This is a genomic window from Microbispora sp. NBRC 16548 (genome assembly GCF_030268985.1).
In the GTDB taxonomy this organism is placed as follows: Bacteria; Actinomycetota; Actinomycetes; order Streptosporangiales; family Streptosporangiaceae; genus Microbispora; species Microbispora catharanthi.
Genome location: NZ_BSSF01000002.1, coordinates 565843 through 584272, shown reverse-complemented (window position 1 = coordinate 584272; position 18430 = coordinate 565843). Strand labels below are relative to the sequence as shown.

Below are 18430 nucleotides of genomic sequence, written 5' to 3'. Positions count from 1 at the left end.
CCGCCTCAGGGGCGAGCCTGGACCATGGCGTGGGTGCCGGTCGTACGCCAGGGGCGGCCGGCCGCGTCCAGCTCCGCCAGCGTGCGCTCCGGCACGCCGACGAGCGCGTCCGACTTCAGCGTGCGCAGCGCGACGACCGGCCCGGGGAAGTAGGCGGTGACCGCGGCGAAGGGCGTGGTCGCCGGCCACATCCGGTCGCCGACGAGCCGCCGGTAGTTCAGGTCGCCCTTCATGACGGTCAGCGAGGCCGACGCGAACTCCTCCCGCAGGTCGTCCGGCATCTCCGCGTAGGGCAGCGGCGCGCAGGCGAAGGGATGCGCCCGCAGCGTGAGGCGTCCCTCCTCCATCGCGCCCCACAGGCGGGCGCCCGCCTCTCCGGCCCTGCCGGGCGCCGCGGCGAGCCGCCGCAGGCACGCGAGCACGTCGGCCGGGGTGGCGTCGGACACGAAGTACGGGAAGGGCTTGACGTGGAGGACGACCTCGCCCGCGAGCCCGCCGGCGAGGAGGTGGTCGGCCAGCACGAGGTCGGGCAGCAGTTCGCGCCCCGCGTTGTCGGCGACCAGGCAGATCCTTCCCGGTGCGGCGGCCTCGATGAGCGACCACAGCAGCGGGCGGTCGTCCACCACCAGATCCGCCGCCCTCTCCCGGTCGCCCTTGAGGGTGACGCCGAAGGACAGGTCCGCGCGGTTACCCCAGAGCGAGCCGAGCAGCAGCGCATCGGCCCGCTCGGCCGGGGAGAGCGTCGCCGTCCCGTCGAGCGCCGCCAGCTCCCCGTCCACGACCGGGCCGTCGAGTTCGGCCTGTTTCATGGGCCCGAACGGATCGACCCCGCGCCACGGGCCGTCGCCGAAGTATCCGGTGGCCTCAAGCACCTTGCGGTAGAAGTAGCTCTCCCCCCACAGGAACGGCACGTCGACGTAGCGGCGTCCGATCTTGCCGCGTCCCCACTCGGCCCAGGCGGCGCCGTCGTGCGCCGACGGCTTCAGCGGCTCCATGACGTCGCGTACGACCTCGTCGAGCAGCCGGTCGAGCGCGCGCCGCCGGTCAGGCGGGTAGGGCAGCGCCCGCGCGACCTGGCGGACGAGGACCGGATGCCGCTCCCTGAAGACGCTCAGGGCGTAGGAGCCGGGGACGTTCCCCATGATGGGCGGGGCCTCCGTCACGGTCTCGTCGCGGGCACCACTCATCCCCGGCATCCTCCCTCGGCTCGCGGAACTGCACCGCCAGTAAATCGCAGCGGCCGAGCGACCGAGGGAGGCGGGGCGGCGGGCGGCAGGGGTGGACGACCGGGTGCGCGAGGGCCCCCGCCGCTCGCGGCGTCACCCGTCGCCGGTGATGCGGCCCAGGCGCTCCATGGCCTCGATGTACTCCTCCACCATCTCGAAGACGACCTGTCTGGCCGGCTTGACCTGGTTCATCGCGCCGATGATCTGTCCGGCCGGGAACGTGGCCAGCTCGGTCGCGTCCGATCTGCCGATCCGCCGCAGCGCGTCGGAGATCAGCATGAACTGCAGCGGCATCGGCAGCGTGCCGGGCGACTCGGCCGACTCCCACGCGTCGGTCCACTCGTTCTTCAGCAGGCGGGCGGGCTTGCCGGTCCAGCTCCGCGACCTGACCGTGTCGCGGGAGGTGGCCGCGATGATGCGCTGCCGCACGGTCTCGGAGGTGTCGGCCTCCTCCACGGCCAGCCAGATCGAGCCGGTCCACACGCCTTCGGCGCCGAGCGCCATGCCCGCGGCCATCTGGCGGCCGGAGCCGATGCCGCCCGCGGCCAGGACCGGCACGTCCACCGCGTCCACCACCTGCGGGATCAGCACCATCGTGGAGATCTCTCCGGTGTGGCCGCCCGCCTCGGTGCCCTGCGCCACGACGACGTCCACGCCGACCTCGACCTGTTTGATCGCGTGGCGGGGTGTGGAGGCGAGCGCGGCCACCTTCACGCCCTTCGCGTGAGCCTGCTCCACGACGTCGGCGGGCGGCGGGCCGAGGGCGTTGGCGAGCAGCGCGATGGGATGCCGGAGCGCGACCTCGACCTGCGGCCGGGCGGTCGCGTCGGTCCAGCCGAGCAGCACCTTGCCGGAGTCGGAGCCGTCCAGCGGCGGGACACCGTGCCGGGCCAGCAGGTCCTCCACGAAGGCCCGGTGCCCCTGCGGGATCATCCCCTGCAGCCGCGCCACCAGTTCGGCCGGGGAGTCCACGTCGAGGTCCGCGCCCTCATAGGAGGCGGGCATCACCACGTCCACGCCGTACGGACGGCCGTCCACGTGGTCGTCGATCCACTTCAGCTCGATCTCGAGCTCTTCCGGGGTGAAGTACAGGGCGCCGAGCACCCCCATGCCGCCGGCACGGCTGACCGCGGCGACGACGTCCCGGCAGTGGCTGAACGCGAAGACAGGGAACTCGATACCGAACATGTCGGTGACACGTGTCCGCATGCCTCGAACCTACGACGGCTCCCAGCGAACTGCAACGCGTTCTAGTAAGTCGCGCGGGACGGGTTCCTACCAGCCGGTAACCAGGCGTCGAGAGGCGGCCGAAGGCCATGCGAGAACACGTTCCACGCGGCCGCCGCCTCCCTGCGAGCCGGCTCACGGGCACCAGGCGTCACAGGGGTGACGACAGCTCACGGACCAAAGTCAGATTTCATGACAATGCGGGATTGCGGCCATATCACCGGGGTCGTACCGTCCCACTATGGATCTGGAGATCCGCCACCTGAGAATCGTGCACGCGGTCGCCGAAGCCGGGAGCGTCACGAAAGCGGCCACCCGGCTCGGCCTCGCCCAACCGTCGCTCACCGCGCAACTCAAGCGCATCGAGCGCTCACTCGGGGGTCCGCTGTTCGAACGCGACCGCAACGGCGCCCGTCCCACTCCTCTCGGCGAGATGGTGCTCGCCCGCGCCCGGGTGCTGCTGCCCGCCGTACGGGACCTCCAGGAGGACGCGGTGCGATTCGCCAACACCTCCGTCAAGCTGCCCGGCTACCGTCTCGGCGCGACGAACGGGCCCATACTCGGCGGGCTCGTCGAGCGTCTGACCGCCGACCAGCCGGGCATCCCGGTCACCACCCGCACGTCCTGGTCGGCCGGTGAGCTGACCGCGCTCGCCGTGGCAGGCCGGCTCGACTTCGTGCTGCTCGGGACGTGCGGCGACAGCCCGCCTCCCCCTGCCGAGGCGATGAACTGGACCACGGTCGGCACCGACCCGGTCTTCGTGCTCCTGTCCGAGGACCACCCCCTCGCGGGGGAGAAGGAACTGGAGCTGTCCAGCCTCGCCGACGAACGCTGGACGGTCGCCCCCGGCGACGGCTGTTTCGCCGACTGCTTCGCCGCCGCCTGCGCCCGGGCCGGGTTCGTCCCCGAGTCCATCTACGAGACGGATGTGGCGACCTGCCTGCACCTGGTCGGGGTGGGCAAGGCGGTCGCCCTGTGCCAGGCCACCTTCCTGCTCACCGCCGGGCTGGTCATGATGCCGCTGGCCGGTGCGCCGCTGCGCTGGCGGCACCTGCTCGGCTGGCACGCCGACTCGATCGGCGCGCGGGCCGCCGCCCCCGTCGTCGCCGCCCACGCCAGGGCCGCGTACGCCGACGCGGTGCGGCGCAGTGCCCGCTACGCCGACTGGCTCGTCACCAACCCCGAATACGGAGCGGTTCCCTAGACAAGCGCCGCGTCAGGCGACGTTCGCCCTGCCGACGACCTGGCGTAGCCGTTCGCCGGCCTGCCGACCCGCGCTTCGCGGCAGGCTCCAGCCCGCAGTGTAGAGCTGCCCGTCATCGGCGTGAGCGTGCCCAGGATCGGCCGGACGCCGTGCTCCTGGGCCAGGCGACCTTGCCGGAGCCCTGCGAGGGCGCCAATTTCGGGCCAGCGAATCTTCAGACGAGGGCGGTTCCATAACTCGGTGATAGGGGCGAACTGATAGATCCACGTGACAGCGGAGGTCGGTTACGTTGACGGCACCCCCCACAGACAAGGAGAGCCCCACATGCTCCACAGACGCACCGTACTCGCCGGATGCGCTCTGGCCGTCACGGCCCTCGCCACGGTCGCCACCCCCGCCATGGCCGAGCCGAGCAACTCTCCCGCCTCCTCCGCCGTCAAGCCCCCGCCCGCGATGGTGGACGCCATGCAGCGCGACCTCGGGCTCACCCCCGCCCAGGTCAACACCCGCCTGGCCAACGAGGCGAAGGCCATGTCCACCGACGCCAAGGTCCGTGCCGCGATCGGCGACGCCTACGCCGGATCCTGGGTCTCCGGCGCCACCTCCGAGAGCTTCATCGTCGCCACCTCCGACGCCTCCAAGGCGGGCGCGGTGCTGGCCGCCGGCGCGCAGCCGAAGATCGTCAGCCGCAACCTCGCCGCCCTCGACTCCGCCGAGGCCGCGCTGGACCGGGCCGCCGCCGACGCGCCCGCCTCCACGTCCGTCTGGTATGTCGACGTGCTCAGCAACAGCGTCGTCGTGCTGTCCTCCAACACCGCAGAGGCCGCGGCGTTCGTGGCCGCGAGCGGCGCCGACAAGTCGGCCGTACGCGTCGAGCAGTCGAACGAGCAGCCGCAGACCTTCTACAACGTGCGCGGCGGCGACGCCTACTACATCGGCAGCTCGGCCCGGTGCTCGATCGGCTTCTCCGTACGCAAGGGAACCACACCCGGCTTCGTCAGCGCCGGTCACTGCGCCACCGTCGGCAGCACGCTGTACGGCTACAACCGGGTCTCCATGGGCAGCTTCCAGGGCTACTCGTTCCCCGGCAACGACTACTCGTGGGCCGCTGTCAACAGCAACTGGACGGTCACGCCGTACGTCAACAACTACAGCGGCGGCAACGTCACCGTGAAGGGCTCGTCCGTGGCCCCCGTGGGCTCGTCGATCTGCCGGTCCGGCTCGACCACGGGGTGGCACTGCGGCTCCGTCCAGCAGCTCAACGCCAGCGTCCGCTACTCGCAGGGCACGGTCAGCGGGCTGACCCGGACCAACGTCTGCGCCGAGCCCGGTGACTCCGGCGGCTCGTTCATCTCGGGCAGCCAGGCCCAGGGCATGACCTCCGGCGGCTCGGGCAACTGCTCCTCCGGCGGCACCACCTACTTCCAGCCCGTCAACGAGGCCCTCTCGGTCTACGGACTGACACTCGTCACCGGCTGATCCCAGCCGACCGGGGAGCTCCCCCGCCGGCCCGTTTTCCGGGTCAGCGGGGGAGCCTTCGCCATAGGGGCCGGGGCAGCAGCCGCATGACGGTGAACGCGAGCCGCAGCCGGGCGGGCACCCACACGGTCACCTTCCGCGTGTCCAGGGACTCCACGACCGCGTCCGCGACCTCGGCCGCCGTCACCGACATCGGGGCGGGGGTCATCCCCCGCGTCATCCGGCCGATCACGAACCCCGGCCGGACGACCACGACCCGGGCCCCGGAACCGTGCAGCGCGTCGGCCAGTCCCTGGGCGAAGCCGTCCAGCCCGGCCTTGGCCGAGCCGTACACGAAGTTGGCCTTCCGCACCCGCACGCCGGCCACCGACGACAGCACGACGAGCGTGCCGTGGCCCTGCTCGCGCAGCCGCCGTGCCGCGGCCAGGCCGATAGAGACGTGGCCGCCGAAGTTGACCGCGACGTCGCGGGCGGCGGCGACCGGGTCGGCGTCGTAGACCGCCTGGCTGCCGAGCACGCCGAACGCCGGGATCACCACGTCGAGGTCGCCGACCTTGGCGGCGGCCTCCTCGATGAGGGCGGCATGCGTCTCCGGGCGGGCGGCGTCGAAGTCCAGCACATGGACCTCGGCCCCGAGCCGTTCGAGGTCGTCCACCGGCACGGCTCCGCCGCCATCCTTCATGGACGCGGTGGCGTCACGCGCCGCGAGCACGACCCTGCGGGCGCCCCGCCGGACCAGCCGCTCCACGATCGCGAGGCCGATCTCGCTGCGCCCGCCCAGCAGCAGGACGGTGTCGACCGAGCCCAGCGCGTTTCTCATGGCCACTCCCTCGACGACGGAATCAGCACAGGCGCAGCCTACGGGCGAGATCGGAGACGAAGACGCCGTCCGGGTCGGCCCGGCGCCGGATCTCCCGCCATTCCCCCAGCCGGGGGTACGTCGCGGCCATGGTGGTGGCCGACATGCGGGAGTCCTTGGCCAGGTAGAGGCGGCCCCCGGCCGCCGCGACCCAGCCGTCGAACTCGGTCAGCATCGCGGCCAGCCCGCTCTGCCCGGCCGGGATGTCCAGAGCCAGCGTCCACCCCGGCATCGGGAACGACAGCATGCCGGGCGTCCCCGCCCCGAACCTCTTCAGCACGGTCAGGAACGACACGACCCCTGCGCCGGACAGCCGCTCGACCACCCGGCGCAGCGTGTCCTCCGCCCCGAGCGGCACCACGAACTGGTACTGCACGAAGCCGCGCGGGCCGTACATCCGGTTCCAGCCGCCCACCCCGTCAAGAGGGTGGAAGAACGGCGCGACACCCTGGACGATCCGGCGCGGGGTGGCGGGGGCCTTGCCGTACCAGGCGGCGTTGAAGGCCCGCACCGTGGCCCGGTTGAGCAGGCCGCCGGGCGCCCAGGGCGGGGCGGACAGCAGGGGCCGCGGCGCGAAGGCGAGGGGGTTCCCGCGCGCGCGGGCGGGCAGGTCGCCCGGCGCGGCGTGGTCGCCGCGGGTGAGCACGCCCCGGCCCATCCGCCCGCCCCGCGCGAGCAGGTCGATCCACGCGACCGTGTAACGGTGACCGTCGTCGGTCGCGGCCATCGTCTCCAGGGTCTGGTCGAGGTCGCGAGTGCGCTCGACGTCCACCCGCATCCACGCGGTCTCGATCGGCACGCACTGGAACGTCGCCTCGACGATGACGCCGGTCAGCCCCATGCCGCCCACGGTGGCCCAGAACAGGTCGTCGCCCGGTTCGAGCGTACGCACACTTCCGTCGGCGGTGAGCAGGCGCAGCGAGCGCAGGTGGGCTCCGAAGGAGGAGTCCACGTGGTGGTTCTTGCCGTGCACGTCGGCCGCGACGGCCCCGCCGACCGTGACATACCGGGTGCCGGGGGTCACCGGCACGAACCAGCCGCGCGGGACGAGCCCGGTCATGAGGTCGTGCAGGCTGACCCCCGCCGACGCGGTGACGAGCCCCGTGGCACCCAGGCTCCACGACGGCTCGAGCGCCGTGCAGTCGAGCACGAGCCCGCCCGCGTTCTGCGCGGCGTCGCCGTACGCGCGGCCGAGGCCGCGGGCCACGACTCCGCGCCTGCCCGCCTTCGCCACGAGTCCGGCGGCCTCCTCGGCGGTGCGCGGGCGGGCCACCGTCGCACGCGTGGGCGCGGTGCGCCCCCATCCCGTCAGCAGCGTCATGCCAGTTGGATACCGCATGCCAGCAGGATCAGCATCAGCGCGAGGAACACCTGGAGCGGCCGGTCGCGCAGCACCAGTTCCTCGGGTTCCTCCCCCACCCCACGGTCGACCAGCAGCGCGTGCCGCAGCACGACCAGCACGAACGGCACGATGCTGAGCGCGCAGAACGCCCTGGCCGGCCCGGTGTGCTCCTGGAGCGCCCACAGGCAGTAGGTGACGATCATCGCCCCCGAGGCCATGACGCGCACGTGACCGAGGTAGCTCGCGGTGTACGTCTCCAGCGTGGCCCGGGCGACCCGGCCGTCCCCGGGCCCGGCGCGGAGCTCGGCCTCCCGCTTGCCGGCCACCAGCAGCAGCGAGCCGAGCGAGACGACGACCAGGAACCAGCTCGTCACCGGCACGGCCACGGCGACCGCCCCCGCGTACGCGCGCACGACGTGGCAGCCGGCCACCGCGACGAGGTCCACCACGGGCTGGTGCTTGAGCCAGAGGGTGTAGGAGAAGGTGAGCGCCAGATAGGCGGCGACGACGGCGGCGAGCGGCCACCCGCCCGCGAGCCCGGTGAGCAGGCCGGCCGCCAGCAGCGCCGCGCCCGCGGTCCGCGCGAGCCGTACGGACACGATCCCGGCCGCGATCGGGCGCAGCCGCTTGCGGGGGTGGCGCCGGTCGGCGGCGACGTCGGCCGCGTCGTTGAAGAGGTAGGAGCCGCTGGCGGCCAGGCAGAAGGCGGCGAACGCGACGAGCGAGCCGCGCAGTCCCGCCCCGGTGGTCAGCACGCCGGCGGCGGCCGGGGCGGCGAAGACGAGCGCGTTCTTGAGCCACTGCCGGGGCCGGCAGGCCCGCAGCAGCCCCGCCGCGCGCGAGCGCCGGGAGGGCGTGCCCGCCGGAGGCGTCGCCACCGGCGGGCCCATCGGCGGGTTCAGGGCGCTGTCCCGCTTCACGGGTCGGCCGGCTTCCCGGGTCAGTCCACGCGGCCCGGCCGCAGCAGCAGCCACACCCCGACGACGGCGAGCGCGAGCCCGAGGATGAGCGCCACCAGCGGGAGCGTCGTCTTGATCAGCGTGATCTGAGCCATGTTGTCGCGGGCCGTCTGGACGAGCTCGCCGACGGTCTGCGGCGTGAACGAGGCGGTGGCGATGAGGGCGGGCATGCGCTCGACGCCGTCGGCCGTCTTCAGCACCTCGTGGCGCTGCTGCTCCTGCTTGACCGGGACGCCGGTGGTCGGCTCGACCCAGAAGGTGTTCACGCCGTCGTAGACGCGGTCGACCTGGATGTCGCCCGTCCCCTTCATGCCGAGCACGGAGGCGGGCGCGCTGAGCTTCTCGACGGGCGTCGGCGGGATCTGCTGCACGAAGCGGTAGACCGGCAGGCCGTTGACCGTGTCCTCACCGTCGAACGTCGCGTCGTACGCCTTGCGGGTGTCGGTGTTGAACACCTGGTAGGTCTTCTTCTCGACGCCGAACGGGAACAGGAAGATCTGGCCCTGCAACTGCACCGGCTGCGCGCCCGACCCGCTGTTCACGCTCGTGCCGCAGCAGGTGACGCCCTGGCCGTTGTATTTGTTGAACGCGCTGCGGAACTGCGTCATGGAGATCTGCGGATTGTTGTTGGTCACGTCGTTGGCGTTGGTGAACTGGTCCCACACGACGTGGTCGTCCTTGGCGTCCTTGACGTCGCCCCTGGTCGTGACCGTGATGTCGAGGGTGCCGGTGAGGACCTTCAGATCCCGCTTGCTGAAGTACTGCGCGTTCTCGGCGGTCAGCCGCGTGATGCTGTACTGGTTCGCCGGCGCCTGCACGAGTTTGTCCGCGACCTGGAACCTCAGCAGCGGCGCGAGAACGACGAGGAACGCCCCGAGTCCTACGAGGACCACTCCTAATCCGCGGCGCATCGCTCCTCCTGGGGCAGGCCAGCTACTGCCTATTTGTCCTGAAACACGTTCCTATTTCGCTGTATGTTAGACGGGGCAGTGACCGACGTCACCAGGGATGCGGAAAAGTGACCGAAACAGGTTCTAGCTCGACGGCGACTCGTGACATGTTACCGGCCGGTTCGCAACCTGTTCGTGACACACCCGTGCTTTCCGGTCAGGTTCCCTCCGGCCATGTGGACGCCCTCGACGGCGTGCGGGCGCTCGCGGCCGTCGCCGTCCTCGTCTTCCACGTCGCGATCGAGTCGGCGGCGGCGTTGCGGGACAACTTCTTCAGCAGCCTGCTCGCCCGGGGCGACGTCGCGGTCCCCATCTTCTTCGCGCTGTCCGGGCTGCTCCTCTACCGGCCCTACGCGCGTGCCGCGCTGCTCGGGGAGCGTCCCCCGGACACCCGCGTCTACCTGATCAAGCGCGCCCTGCGCATCCTCCCGGCGTACTGGCTGGTCGTGGCCGTGGCGATGGCGCTGTGGGCCGGGCCGCACCTCGGCGACGTCAAGACGTGGCTGCAGCTGCTGCTGCTCGGCCAGACCTACGAGATCCACCCCTGGTGGTTCGGCCTCGGGCCACGCGGGCTCGCCCAGATGTGGAGCCTGTGCGTCGAGGCCGCCTTCTACGTGCTGCTGCCGCTGGTCGCCGCCGCGCTGGCGGCGTACGCCCGGCGCGGCGGCCCCGGCCTCGACACCCGCGCCAGGCGGCTGCTGACCGGCGTCGCCGTGCTCGCCGCGTCGTCGTTCGCGTGGGCGCTGCTCACCTATTTCCCCGTCTACCGGCCCTACCTGAATACCTGGCTTCCCCGGGCCTGGGTGTTCTTCGCGGTCGGCATGGCGCTGGCCGTCGTCTCCGAATGGGCCCGCCAGGAAGCCGGCGAGAACGGCCCGGCGCACCGGTTCGTCCGGGCCGTGGGCGCGTCGGCGGGCTCGTTCCTGCTCGTCGCCGCCCTCGCGTACGCCGTGGCGGCCTCGCCGCTGACCGGCACGCGCTTCAGCGGCGTGGACGGCGTGTGGGCCGACCTGTCGGAGCTGGCCCTGTACGCCACCGTGGCGGCCGGGCTGGTGACCCCGGCCGCGCTGCTGCCGGCCGAGGGCTCGACGTACGGCCGCTTCCTGAGCAGCCGGGTGATGCGCTTCCTCGGCCGGGTGTCCTACGGCGTGTTCCTGTGGCAGTTCGTGGCCCTCTATCTCTGGTACGACTTCAGCCAACAGCAGGCGTGGAGCGGGAACTTCGCCGGCAACCTCGTCGTGGTCGGCGCGCTCACGCTGCTGCTCGCCACGCTCACCCACCGCTACGTCGAGGAGCCGGCGAGGCACCTCGCCCGCTTGGCGACCTCTTCGCAGAAGGGGGCGCGGAAGGTGACACCGACGGAGACGCCGACGGAGACGCCGACGGAGACGCCGACGGGGACGGGGACGGCTGCGGCGGCGCCGCGGCCGTAGGGGCGGGCGTTCCGGGCACCGGGTCGCCGTAGGCGAAGCCCTTCAGGCAGACCGCCGCCGGGTCGTCCAGCCGGATCAGCAGCCCCTTGCCGATGGCCGTGACCGGGAACTGCACCAGCGCGCCGCCGGAGCCGGTGGCGTGGAACTGCAGCTGCCCCCGCTGCCCGTTCATCTCGTAGCTGCCGGTGCCGGCCCGCTTGGCGGTGTAGGCCAGCCCGGCGATCGGCCCCGGGCCGCCGAAGGACACGACGTCAGGGAAGAAGATCGCGTCGCCGAGGAGCGGGAAGCACGAGCGGTCCCCCGGCGGCACCACTCCGATCGACGCCTTCACCTCGGCCGGCGCGAGCCGGCCCTTGTCGTCGAAGACGAGCGCGTGCTCCGACGGCTCGGGCACGCGCATCCGGGCGCGCAGCGCGGGCCGGGCGAGCGGGGCCAGCAGGTGGTGGCTGAGCCTGCGGTTGCCGTTCCACGGCAGCACGATGTACTCGGGGAGCGGGCTGGAGTAGATCACGGCCGTGTCCGGGACCTTGGCGAGGGAGGCCCGTACGGCGGCCAGGTAGGCCCGCACCCGGTCTCCCGACAGCGTGTCGCGGTAGTTCTGGATCGACACGATCGACATCGCGAGGTAGGCGCCCGCGAGGAGGCCCGCCGCCGTCGGCAGCTCGCTCCCCGCGGGAATCGGCCGCCGGTAGGGCTCGGTCTCGTCCCGCAGGGGCAGCAGTGCGAGCCCCAGGCAGACCGCGAGCACGATCGCGGCGTCCGCGACGTAGCGGGTCTCGGAGCCGACGACCTGGGTGAGCCCGGTGCCCCGTGCGATCGCCGTCGGCACGCCGTCCGCGGCGACCAGGTAGCCCGCCAGGATCAGCCAGGCGCGCGCGGCCCGCCGCCGCCACAGCACGGTGGCGACCACCAGGGCGGCGAGCACGGCCCATCCGGCGGCCACCAGCAGCGGGCTGGGATCGGCCAGCCCGCCGTTGGGCAGCACCGGGCCCCATGACAGCGGCCCGCCGACCACCCCGGCGGGGAAGACCTGGCCGAGCAGGCGGCCCAGCAGGTCGGCCGCGTTGCCCGGCGCCGGGACGGCCGCGCCCTCGCCCGGCGCGGTGCCGCGGCGGGCGAGGTACAGCGCCGCGTATCCGCCCATCAGCAGCACGTAGGAGCCCCACAGCCGCCAGTGGGAGCGCAGCTCGCGGAGCATGAGCGCGATCCACGGGCCCGCCCACGGCCGCAGGTGCGACGTGGTCAGCGCGAACAGCAGGAACGGGACGAAGACCCCCTTCGTGCTGAACGCCATGCCGGCGAGGACCCAGTAGAAGGCCCGGCGGGCGTGCCGCGCCCCGCCCTCCCCGGCCCACCTGACCTGGGCCGCCAGAGCCATGACCATCGTGAGCTGCAGCGGCACCGCGTTGATGGCGGCCGACCACCAGCCGAAGGCCGGGACCGTCAGCGGCGAGAACAGGGCGAAGGTGAGCGGCAGCAGGATCCCGGGCCGCGTGCCGAACAGCCGCACGAGCAGCCGCAGCAGCATCACCGCCACGGCCGCCTGGACGGCGAACGTGACCGCCGAGACCAGCAGCCAGTCGTACGGCGACAGCCTCGACAGCACCCAGGTGAGCCCGAGCGCCCCCGGCATCAGATGGCCCTTGTGGACGCGGAACAGGAAGTCGAACGTCAGGGAGTGCTCGTAGGCGTCGCCCACGAACAGGAAGTCGTCCTCGACGAAGGAGGAGGACGTCATGACGGGGATCCGGACCGCCAGCGACGCCACGACCAGCAGGACCGCCGTGATCATGACGGGGTTCGCCAGGCCCTCGCGCCATCTCGGCGCGATGCCGGGCCGTTCCGTACGCGTGATCTGACTCATCGGGATTCTCCCAGCGCCATGGGACAAAAGGGGGTGTTATGCTCCGGCGCACCCGACAGGAGAGGGACGTCGTGCACGCCGAGCCGTTCCGCGCCGACCTGGCCCGTTCGATCCGCCTGTTCAGCGCCTTCCGCAAGGAGCAGACCGACCCCGACTTCTTCTACGGCCTGCTCGCCCGTGACACCGTCGCCCAGCTCGCGGCGTACGCCGACCTCGACGGCGCGCTCGTCGCGGACGTCGGCGGCGGGCCCGGCTACTTCACCGACGCGCTGCGCGCCGTGGGCGCGCGGCCGGTGTGCGTCGACTGCGACGCCGGGGAGATGAGCGCGCGCACCGGCGCCATTCCCGACGGCGCGGTGCTCGGCAGCGCCCTCGACCTGCCGTTGAAGACCGGATCCGTCGACGTGTGCTTCTCCTCCAACGTGCTGGAGCACGTGCCCGATCCGTGGCGGATGGGCGACGAGATGGTGCGGGTGACGCGGCCGGGCGGCATCGTCTACCTGTCGTTCACCAACTGGCTGTCGCCCTGGGGCGGCCACGAGACCTCGCCGTGGCACTACCTGGGCGGACACCGCGCCGCGCGCCGTTACGCGCGCCGCCACCGCCGCTCTCCCAAGAACGTGTACGGCACGAGCCTGTACGCCGTCTCGGTGGCCCGGGCGCTCGCGTGGGCCAGGCGGCATCCCGGCGCCGACCTCGTCGGCGCCCTGCCGCGCTACCACCCTCGCTGGGCGACCCCGGTTATCCATCTACCCGGCGTTCGCGAGATCGTGACCTGGAACCTGCTGCTGGTGCTGCGCCGCCGGTGACCTCCTCGGCCGGGTGGCGATCCGGAAGACGACGGCCAGCACCACGGTGAGCAGGGCGGCGAGCAGGCCGCATGCCAGCGGGATCCACTCGCGCGTCAGCAGGATCCACCGGCGGAACCTGGCCGCCTCGTCCGCGAAGGCGCGCACCTCGGCGGCGCTCGTCATCAGGTCGGCGTCGAAGGCGACCTGCCGCTCGACCTGGTCGGGCGTGCGCAGGGTGTCGCGCCGCCGCTCCTGCGTGCGCACGGTCAGACCGCTTTCCGGTTCGACCCAGATCGTGCGGGTGATCTCGGTGTACCGCGCCACGGCGACCCGCTCCTCTCCCGGCATGCCGACCGTCGTGCCGGGCACCGGGCCGGGCAGGTCGGCCGTCTTCACCGGCCCGGCCGAGTAGGTGTAGCGATAGGTCGGCACGCCCTCGACGGTCTCCTCGCGCTCGAACCGCATCGGCGCCTCCCGCCGCAGCACCGGGTCGAACACCGTGTACGAGCGCGGCTCGGCTCCGGCGGGCAGCCGGAAGGCCAGCCCGGTCTGCCGTACGCCGGGGTCGTCGTCGACGTACTCCCCGCAGCACTCGACGGCCAGGCCGGTCCGCCGGTCGAAGGCCGTGCGGCGCTCGTGGTAGTCGACGCGCTCGCCGTCCCGGGTGTCCAGCGAGGAGAACTCCACCCAGACGGCCGTACGGTCGTCACCCGCCCGCGGATCGCCATAGACGGCCACCGTGTTCTGCACCGGCACGTTCCGGTGCAGGCGGAAGGTGGCGGTGTCGAGGTAGGTGGCCGAGGGCGAGACGAGCCGCTGGACGCGGGTCTGCTCCAGCGGCAGGACCGTGGTCCGCGGGTAGACGTAGAAGTGGAACAGCGCCCCCACGGTGATCAGGAAGGCGATGCCCGCCAGGAGGAGCGTGCGCCGAAGCCGCACGAACGCGCCCGTCATCGGGCCACCTCCCCCTGCTGATCTCGTACGGCGGCCAGCAGCCGGGCGAGCACGACGAGGCAGAGCACGTCGGCGGCCGGGCCCTGCCCGGCGGCCTGGGCGAGCCCGGCGAGGCCGAGCGCGACGAGCGCCACCCACGCGGAGGCGGCGTGCCGGGCGAAGGCCCGAAGGCGGCTCGGCCCCGCGTGCTGGGCGCCGGCGATCCCGCGCAGCCACAGGAACGCCGCCAGCGCGGCGGCGACGACGACCACGCCCGCCACGCCCCCGGCCAACAGTCCGGCGATCGGCGCCGCGATCCACACCCACAGCGTGCGGACGCGGCCCGGCCCCACCGGGCGCAGCCGCGACCGGCCGCGCACCAGCGCCAGGGCCACCACCGCGAGGGCCAGGCCCAGCCCGGCGAGCAGCGCGATGCGGTAGGCCGGGTCGGGCTCGTAACGCAGCACCACCTCTCCGCCGCCGGCCGGCAGTTCCCAGGCCTGCCGCCAGCCGTCGAGCCTCGCCGGGGTCAGCCGTACGCCGTCGAGGTACGCCTGCCAGCCGGCGTTGTAGTTCTCGTTGACCACCAGATAGGAGGGCGCGGCGGCGGTGACCCGGAGGCGGCGCTCCTGCGGTCCCCACGACGTCACCGTGGCGGGGGTGGCCGTCACCGCCGCGCGGTCCTCTCCTGCCCCGTCGTCCAGCATCACAGAGCGCACCCGGAAGGCGTCGCTGGGCGCCACGCCGACCCGGCTGCGGCCCTCGGTCAGGTGCACGGGCGCGCACCCCGAGTAGGTCAGCGGACGGCCGTTGAGCACGTCGTCGAGCGTGCCGCCGACCACCCGGGTCGGCACCTCGTCGCCGTCCACCCGCAGGGTCGGGCCATAGCCGCAGGGCAGCCGCAGCGGGATGGCGCCGAGGCCGCCGAGGGGCTTCACCCCGGGGATGGCGATCTCGGCCACCTCGATCGCGCGGGAGGCGGGCGCGGTGAACTCGATGGTGAACTTCCGCGTCTTCAGCGCGGGGAACGTGAACACCCCGTCGCGGTCCACCCAGCCCTGCACCGCCCGTGTTTCCGTGAGCGCCGCCCCCGCGCGCAGCGTGAGCTTCACCGGCGGGATGCCCTGCGCCGAGTCGGGGAACAGCACCCGGATCCGGGAGAACGTCCGGGTCCTGCCCAGGTCGATCGACAGCGTCGGATGCCGGTCGAACGGCTGGGCGAACCACAGTGTCGAAGGGTCGCCGTCCATCGCCTGGCGGCCCAGCACGGCCCCGTGCTCGGTCGCCGTGGACGACGCGCTGACGTGCGGATACTGGTTCGGCAGCGTAGTGATCAGGTCCGCCGCCTTCGGATCGGCGAGCACGGCCTGCCCGCGCACCGTGCGCACGCCGTCGCGCGCCACCGGGATGAGCCGGTCGAACCCGTAGCCGTCCTCCCCGATGATCTGCAGCCGCGAGGAGCAGGTCCAGGTGACCGAGCCCCGCATGCACGCGTCGGCGTCTCCCCGCTTGGTGAGCAGCACGGTGCCCGGGTCGCCCGTGCCGGTGTCCGGCACCGAGATCGTCCGCACCGCCCGCACGCCCGGGATGCGCAGGTCGGTGATGCCGGCCCGGCTGCCGAGCGCGGTCCTCGGCTCGTACGCGAGCCTGGTCACCTTGATCCGCAGCCACGAGCTCTTCCCGGGCACCGGGCGCAGCGGCTGGAGCGCGTCGGTGCGCGCCACCGCCACTCGGCGGGCGCCGCGCTCGGTCTCCAGCGCGACCTCGGCCACCGGCGGGCCGATCGCCCCCTGCTCGAAGGCCGCCGCGATCTCGGTCAGGTCCACCCGGCCGGTGAAGCGGACCTCCAGCCACTCCCCGACCGCGCCGTGCCAGCCGTCCGACCGCCATCCCGTGCGGGGATCCTCGTCGAGCGCGGCGTACGGCTGCCGCCCCGGGTCGCGCTGGCCCACGGCGGCCGTGACGGCGGAGTCCGCCGACGAGGCGGTGACGTCCTTCACGTCGAGGTAGCGGGCGGTCGACGTGGCCGCCGACCAGGCCGGATCGGTGAGGTCGGTCGAGACCGGCGCCTGGTTGCCCGTCAGCGTCGCCGACGCGATGCGCCGTACGTCGCCGAACACGATGTCCCGTTTGCGCAGGGTGTCGGTGAGGATGGTGTCGCGGGCGGGGATCGCCGCCGCGCCCGGCTCGTCGCCCACGAGCACCGGGCGGTCGCCGGTGAGCAGTCCCTCCTCGGCCATGTCGAGCACGGCCTCGGGGGCGCCCTCCACGTGCAGCGTGCCCGCACGGGGCACCGTCGAGGCGAGCGGGGCCGTTCCGGCGATCTTGTAGACCTCCAGCGCCGGGTAGGGCTGGTCGAGCCAGCCCGAGGCGGTGCCGTTCGCCGTCAGGCCGACCAGCGGCCCGAACTCGGCGGTCCTGGACAGCCCGGAGTCCTGAAGGGTCTGGTGCACCCGGGCGGGCCAGGCGGTCCCGAGCGTCTCCCTGACCAGGTCGTTGCGGATGAGCAGGTAGGTCACCCCGGCCCGGCGCAGGGCCTCGGTCAGGCCGGGCGAGCCGTGCCCGGTGGCGAAGCGCTCGTCCACCGCCTGCACGAGCCGGGCCAGGCCGGGCGACCCCCACGGCACGTTGGCGTGGGTGGCCCAGCGGACGGTCAGCAGCGACTGCATGGGCTCGTCGAGCGGGCGGCCCCACAGATACTCGCCCCGCGCCGAGCCGGGCATGGCGAGCACCATGCCGTCGCCCGCGTTGCGGTTCAGCCAGGCCGCCGCCTCGCGCCAGTAGGTGGGAAGGTCCGCGAAGGACCCGCGGGCGGTCACCCCGGCCGTCGCGACCGGCACGATCGTGAGCGCGAGCAGCCCGGCCGCCAGCGCGGTGACCGGCCTGCGCAGGCGCACCGGCCCCGCGACGGGAAGCGCGGCCAGGCCGAGCGCGAGCGGCAGCCGGATCAGCGCGTCGAACTTGTGCAGGTTGCGGAAGGGCGCGAGCGGCCCGTCGAGCAGGTCCCTGACCTGGCCGGTCCAGGGGTGGGCGAGGTCGCCCGCGTGGCCCGCGGTGACGAGGAGCAGGCCGGCGATCACGCACAGGACCAGGAACGTCCGCTCGGGGGTCGCCCTGCGGACGACGCCGGTCAGCCCGAGCCCGGCCACCAGCGCCGTGGCGGCGACCAGCCACGGCACGGTGGCCTGGTCGTAGGCCGCAGGGAGCCACGGCTGCCCGTCCACCGGGAGGAACGAGATCCAGCTCGACGTGCCGCGCAGCGCGTTCACCAGTGAGGTGACGCTGGTGGTCGCCGACGCCGTCTCGATGAACGGCAGGAACGAGAAGATGTAGCGCCCGAGCAGCAGCAGCGGGACGAGCCACCACATCGACACGAGGCCGACGAACAGCAGCCACCAGCCGAGCAGGGCCCACGTGCGCCCGCCCTGGCGGCGGCTGAGCAGGTAGACGAGCGGGACGACGAGCACGGCCAGCTCCGCCGCCGCGTTGACGCCGCCCGCGAACAGGAACGCGGCGGCCGACAGCGCGGCGGCCCGGCGCGGGCTCGCGCCCTCCCGCGTCCCATGGACCAGCGGGAGCAGCACCCACGGCAGCACGGCGCTCGGCTGGAACTCCGAGGAGTTGATCCCGATCAGGGCCAGCGCGTGCGGGGCCAGGGCGTAGGCGAGCGCGCCGAGGATCCGGGTGCCGGGCGAGCCGATCCCCATGGCCCGGGCCAGCCGCTCGGTCCCGAGGAACGCCGCGCACAGCACGAGCGACATCCACAGGCGCTGGATGTCCCAGGCGGGCATGTCCATGGCCCGGAAGAGCACGTAGAACGGGCCCATCGGGAAGAGGTAGCCGTACGCCTGGTTCTGCAGGTGGCCGAAGTAGGCCGGATCCCACAGGTGCAGCGCGCGCGAGAGGAACCCCAGGGGGTTCACCGCCATGTCGAGCTTGGTCTCGGAGATCACCGCGCCGGGCGCGGTGTTGAAGGCGACGGCCGCGAGCAGCAGGCAGCCCGCCAGCAGCCGGAGCCGGTGCCGCAGCGCCCGGCCCGGCGGCCCGGGGCGGTCTGCGGGGGCCGGCTCGGAGGCCCCGGCCATCTCCTCCGGCGCGGGGGTCGCCTCCCGGGCGGGACCGGGCTCCTGCGGCTGGACCGAGACGTCAACGGACACGGGCGC

At 73.2% G+C, this 18430-nt stretch carries 12 protein-coding genes; 4 read left to right on the top strand and 8 right to left on the bottom strand.

Annotated features, from left to right (window positions below):
• Positions 1–5 precede the first annotated feature (5 nt).
• Together QSK36_RS07080 and QSK36_RS07075 are read right to left on the bottom strand one after the other, a co-directional pair.
• Entirely contained in the window at positions 6–1187 is a 1182-nt protein-coding gene (locus tag QSK36_RS07080; RefSeq protein WP_285781739.1) for a damage-control phosphatase ARMT1 family protein, read from the bottom strand.
• 132 nt (positions 1188–1319) lie between these two features.
• Positions 1320–2435, bottom strand: a complete 1116-nt coding sequence (locus tag QSK36_RS07075; RefSeq protein ID WP_139578637.1) for an NAD(P)H-dependent flavin oxidoreductase — start codon at positions 2433–2435, stop codon at positions 1320–1322.
• Positions 2436–2694: 259 nt separating this feature from the next.
• On the opposite strand from QSK36_RS07075, the gene QSK36_RS07070 reads away from it, so the two are divergent.
• Positions 2695–3657, top strand: coding sequence for a LysR family transcriptional regulator (locus QSK36_RS07070; protein ID WP_183534892.1), 963 nt, complete (start codon positions 2695–2697; stop codon positions 3655–3657).
• A 324-nt stretch (positions 3658–3981) separates the two neighbouring features.
• On the top strand, positions 3982–5136 hold the full coding sequence (locus QSK36_RS07065) for a S1 family peptidase (protein ID WP_285781738.1): 1155 nt from the start codon (positions 3982–3984) through the stop codon (positions 5134–5136).
• Positions 5137–5179: 43 nt separating this feature from the next.
• On the opposite strand, the gene dprE2 is transcribed toward QSK36_RS07065, so the two are convergent.
• From dprE2 to pgfA (QSK36_RS07045), 4 genes are read right to left on the bottom strand one after another with little or no spacing between them, the layout of a single operon-like run.
• The gene (gene dprE2 / locus QSK36_RS07060; RefSeq protein ID WP_285781737.1) at positions 5180–5956 is read right to left on the bottom strand and encodes a decaprenylphospho-beta-D-erythro-pentofuranosid-2-ulose 2-reductase; all 777 of its coding nucleotides are present in this window, start codon (positions 5954–5956) and stop codon (positions 5180–5182) included.
• 22 nt (positions 5957–5978) lie between these two features.
• Positions 5979–7334 carry a decaprenylphosphoryl-beta-D-ribose oxidase gene (dprE1, locus tag QSK36_RS07055; RefSeq protein WP_183534888.1) on the bottom strand — a complete coding sequence of 452 codons (1356 nt, stop codon included), beginning with the start codon at positions 7332–7334 and terminating at the stop codon, positions 5979–5981.
• A complete protein-coding gene (locus QSK36_RS07050) occupies positions 7313–8227 on the bottom strand; it encodes a decaprenyl-phosphate phosphoribosyltransferase (RefSeq protein ID WP_139578672.1) in 915 nt (304 codons plus the stop codon). The genes dprE1 and QSK36_RS07050 overlap by 22 nt, the downstream gene beginning before the upstream one ends.
• 50 nt (positions 8228–8277) lie before the next feature.
• Positions 8278–9207, bottom strand: a complete 930-nt coding sequence (pgfA, locus tag QSK36_RS07045) for a cell envelope lipid trafficking protein PgfA (protein WP_183534886.1) — start codon at positions 9205–9207, stop codon at positions 8278–8280.
• Between the two features lie 215 nt (positions 9208–9422).
• On the opposite strand from pgfA (QSK36_RS07045), the gene QSK36_RS07040 reads away from it, so the two are divergent.
• Together QSK36_RS07040 and QSK36_RS07035 are read left to right on the top strand one after the other, a co-directional pair.
• On the top strand, positions 9423–10679 hold the full coding sequence (locus tag QSK36_RS07040) for an acyltransferase family protein (RefSeq protein WP_285781736.1): 1257 nt from the start codon (positions 9423–9425) through the stop codon (positions 10677–10679).
• A 1902-nt stretch (positions 10680–12581) separates the two neighbouring features.
• Positions 12582–13352, top strand: a complete 771-nt coding sequence (locus QSK36_RS07035) for a class I SAM-dependent methyltransferase (protein WP_182898840.1) — start codon at positions 12582–12584, stop codon at positions 13350–13352.
• Here the strand turns inward: QSK36_RS07035 and pgfA (QSK36_RS07030) are convergent.
• Positions 13293–14288: a cell envelope lipid trafficking protein PgfA gene (gene pgfA / locus QSK36_RS07030; RefSeq protein ID WP_183534880.1), complete on the bottom strand. Its 996-nt coding sequence runs from the start codon at positions 14286–14288 to the stop codon at positions 13293–13295. The genes QSK36_RS07035 and pgfA (QSK36_RS07030) overlap by 60 nt on opposite strands.
• Entirely contained in the window at positions 14285–18424 is a 4140-nt protein-coding gene (locus QSK36_RS07025) for an alpha-(1->3)-arabinofuranosyltransferase domain-containing protein (protein WP_285781735.1), read from the bottom strand. Before QSK36_RS07025 ends, pgfA (QSK36_RS07030) begins: the two co-directional genes overlap by 4 nt.
• Positions 18425–18430 lie beyond the last annotated feature (6 nt).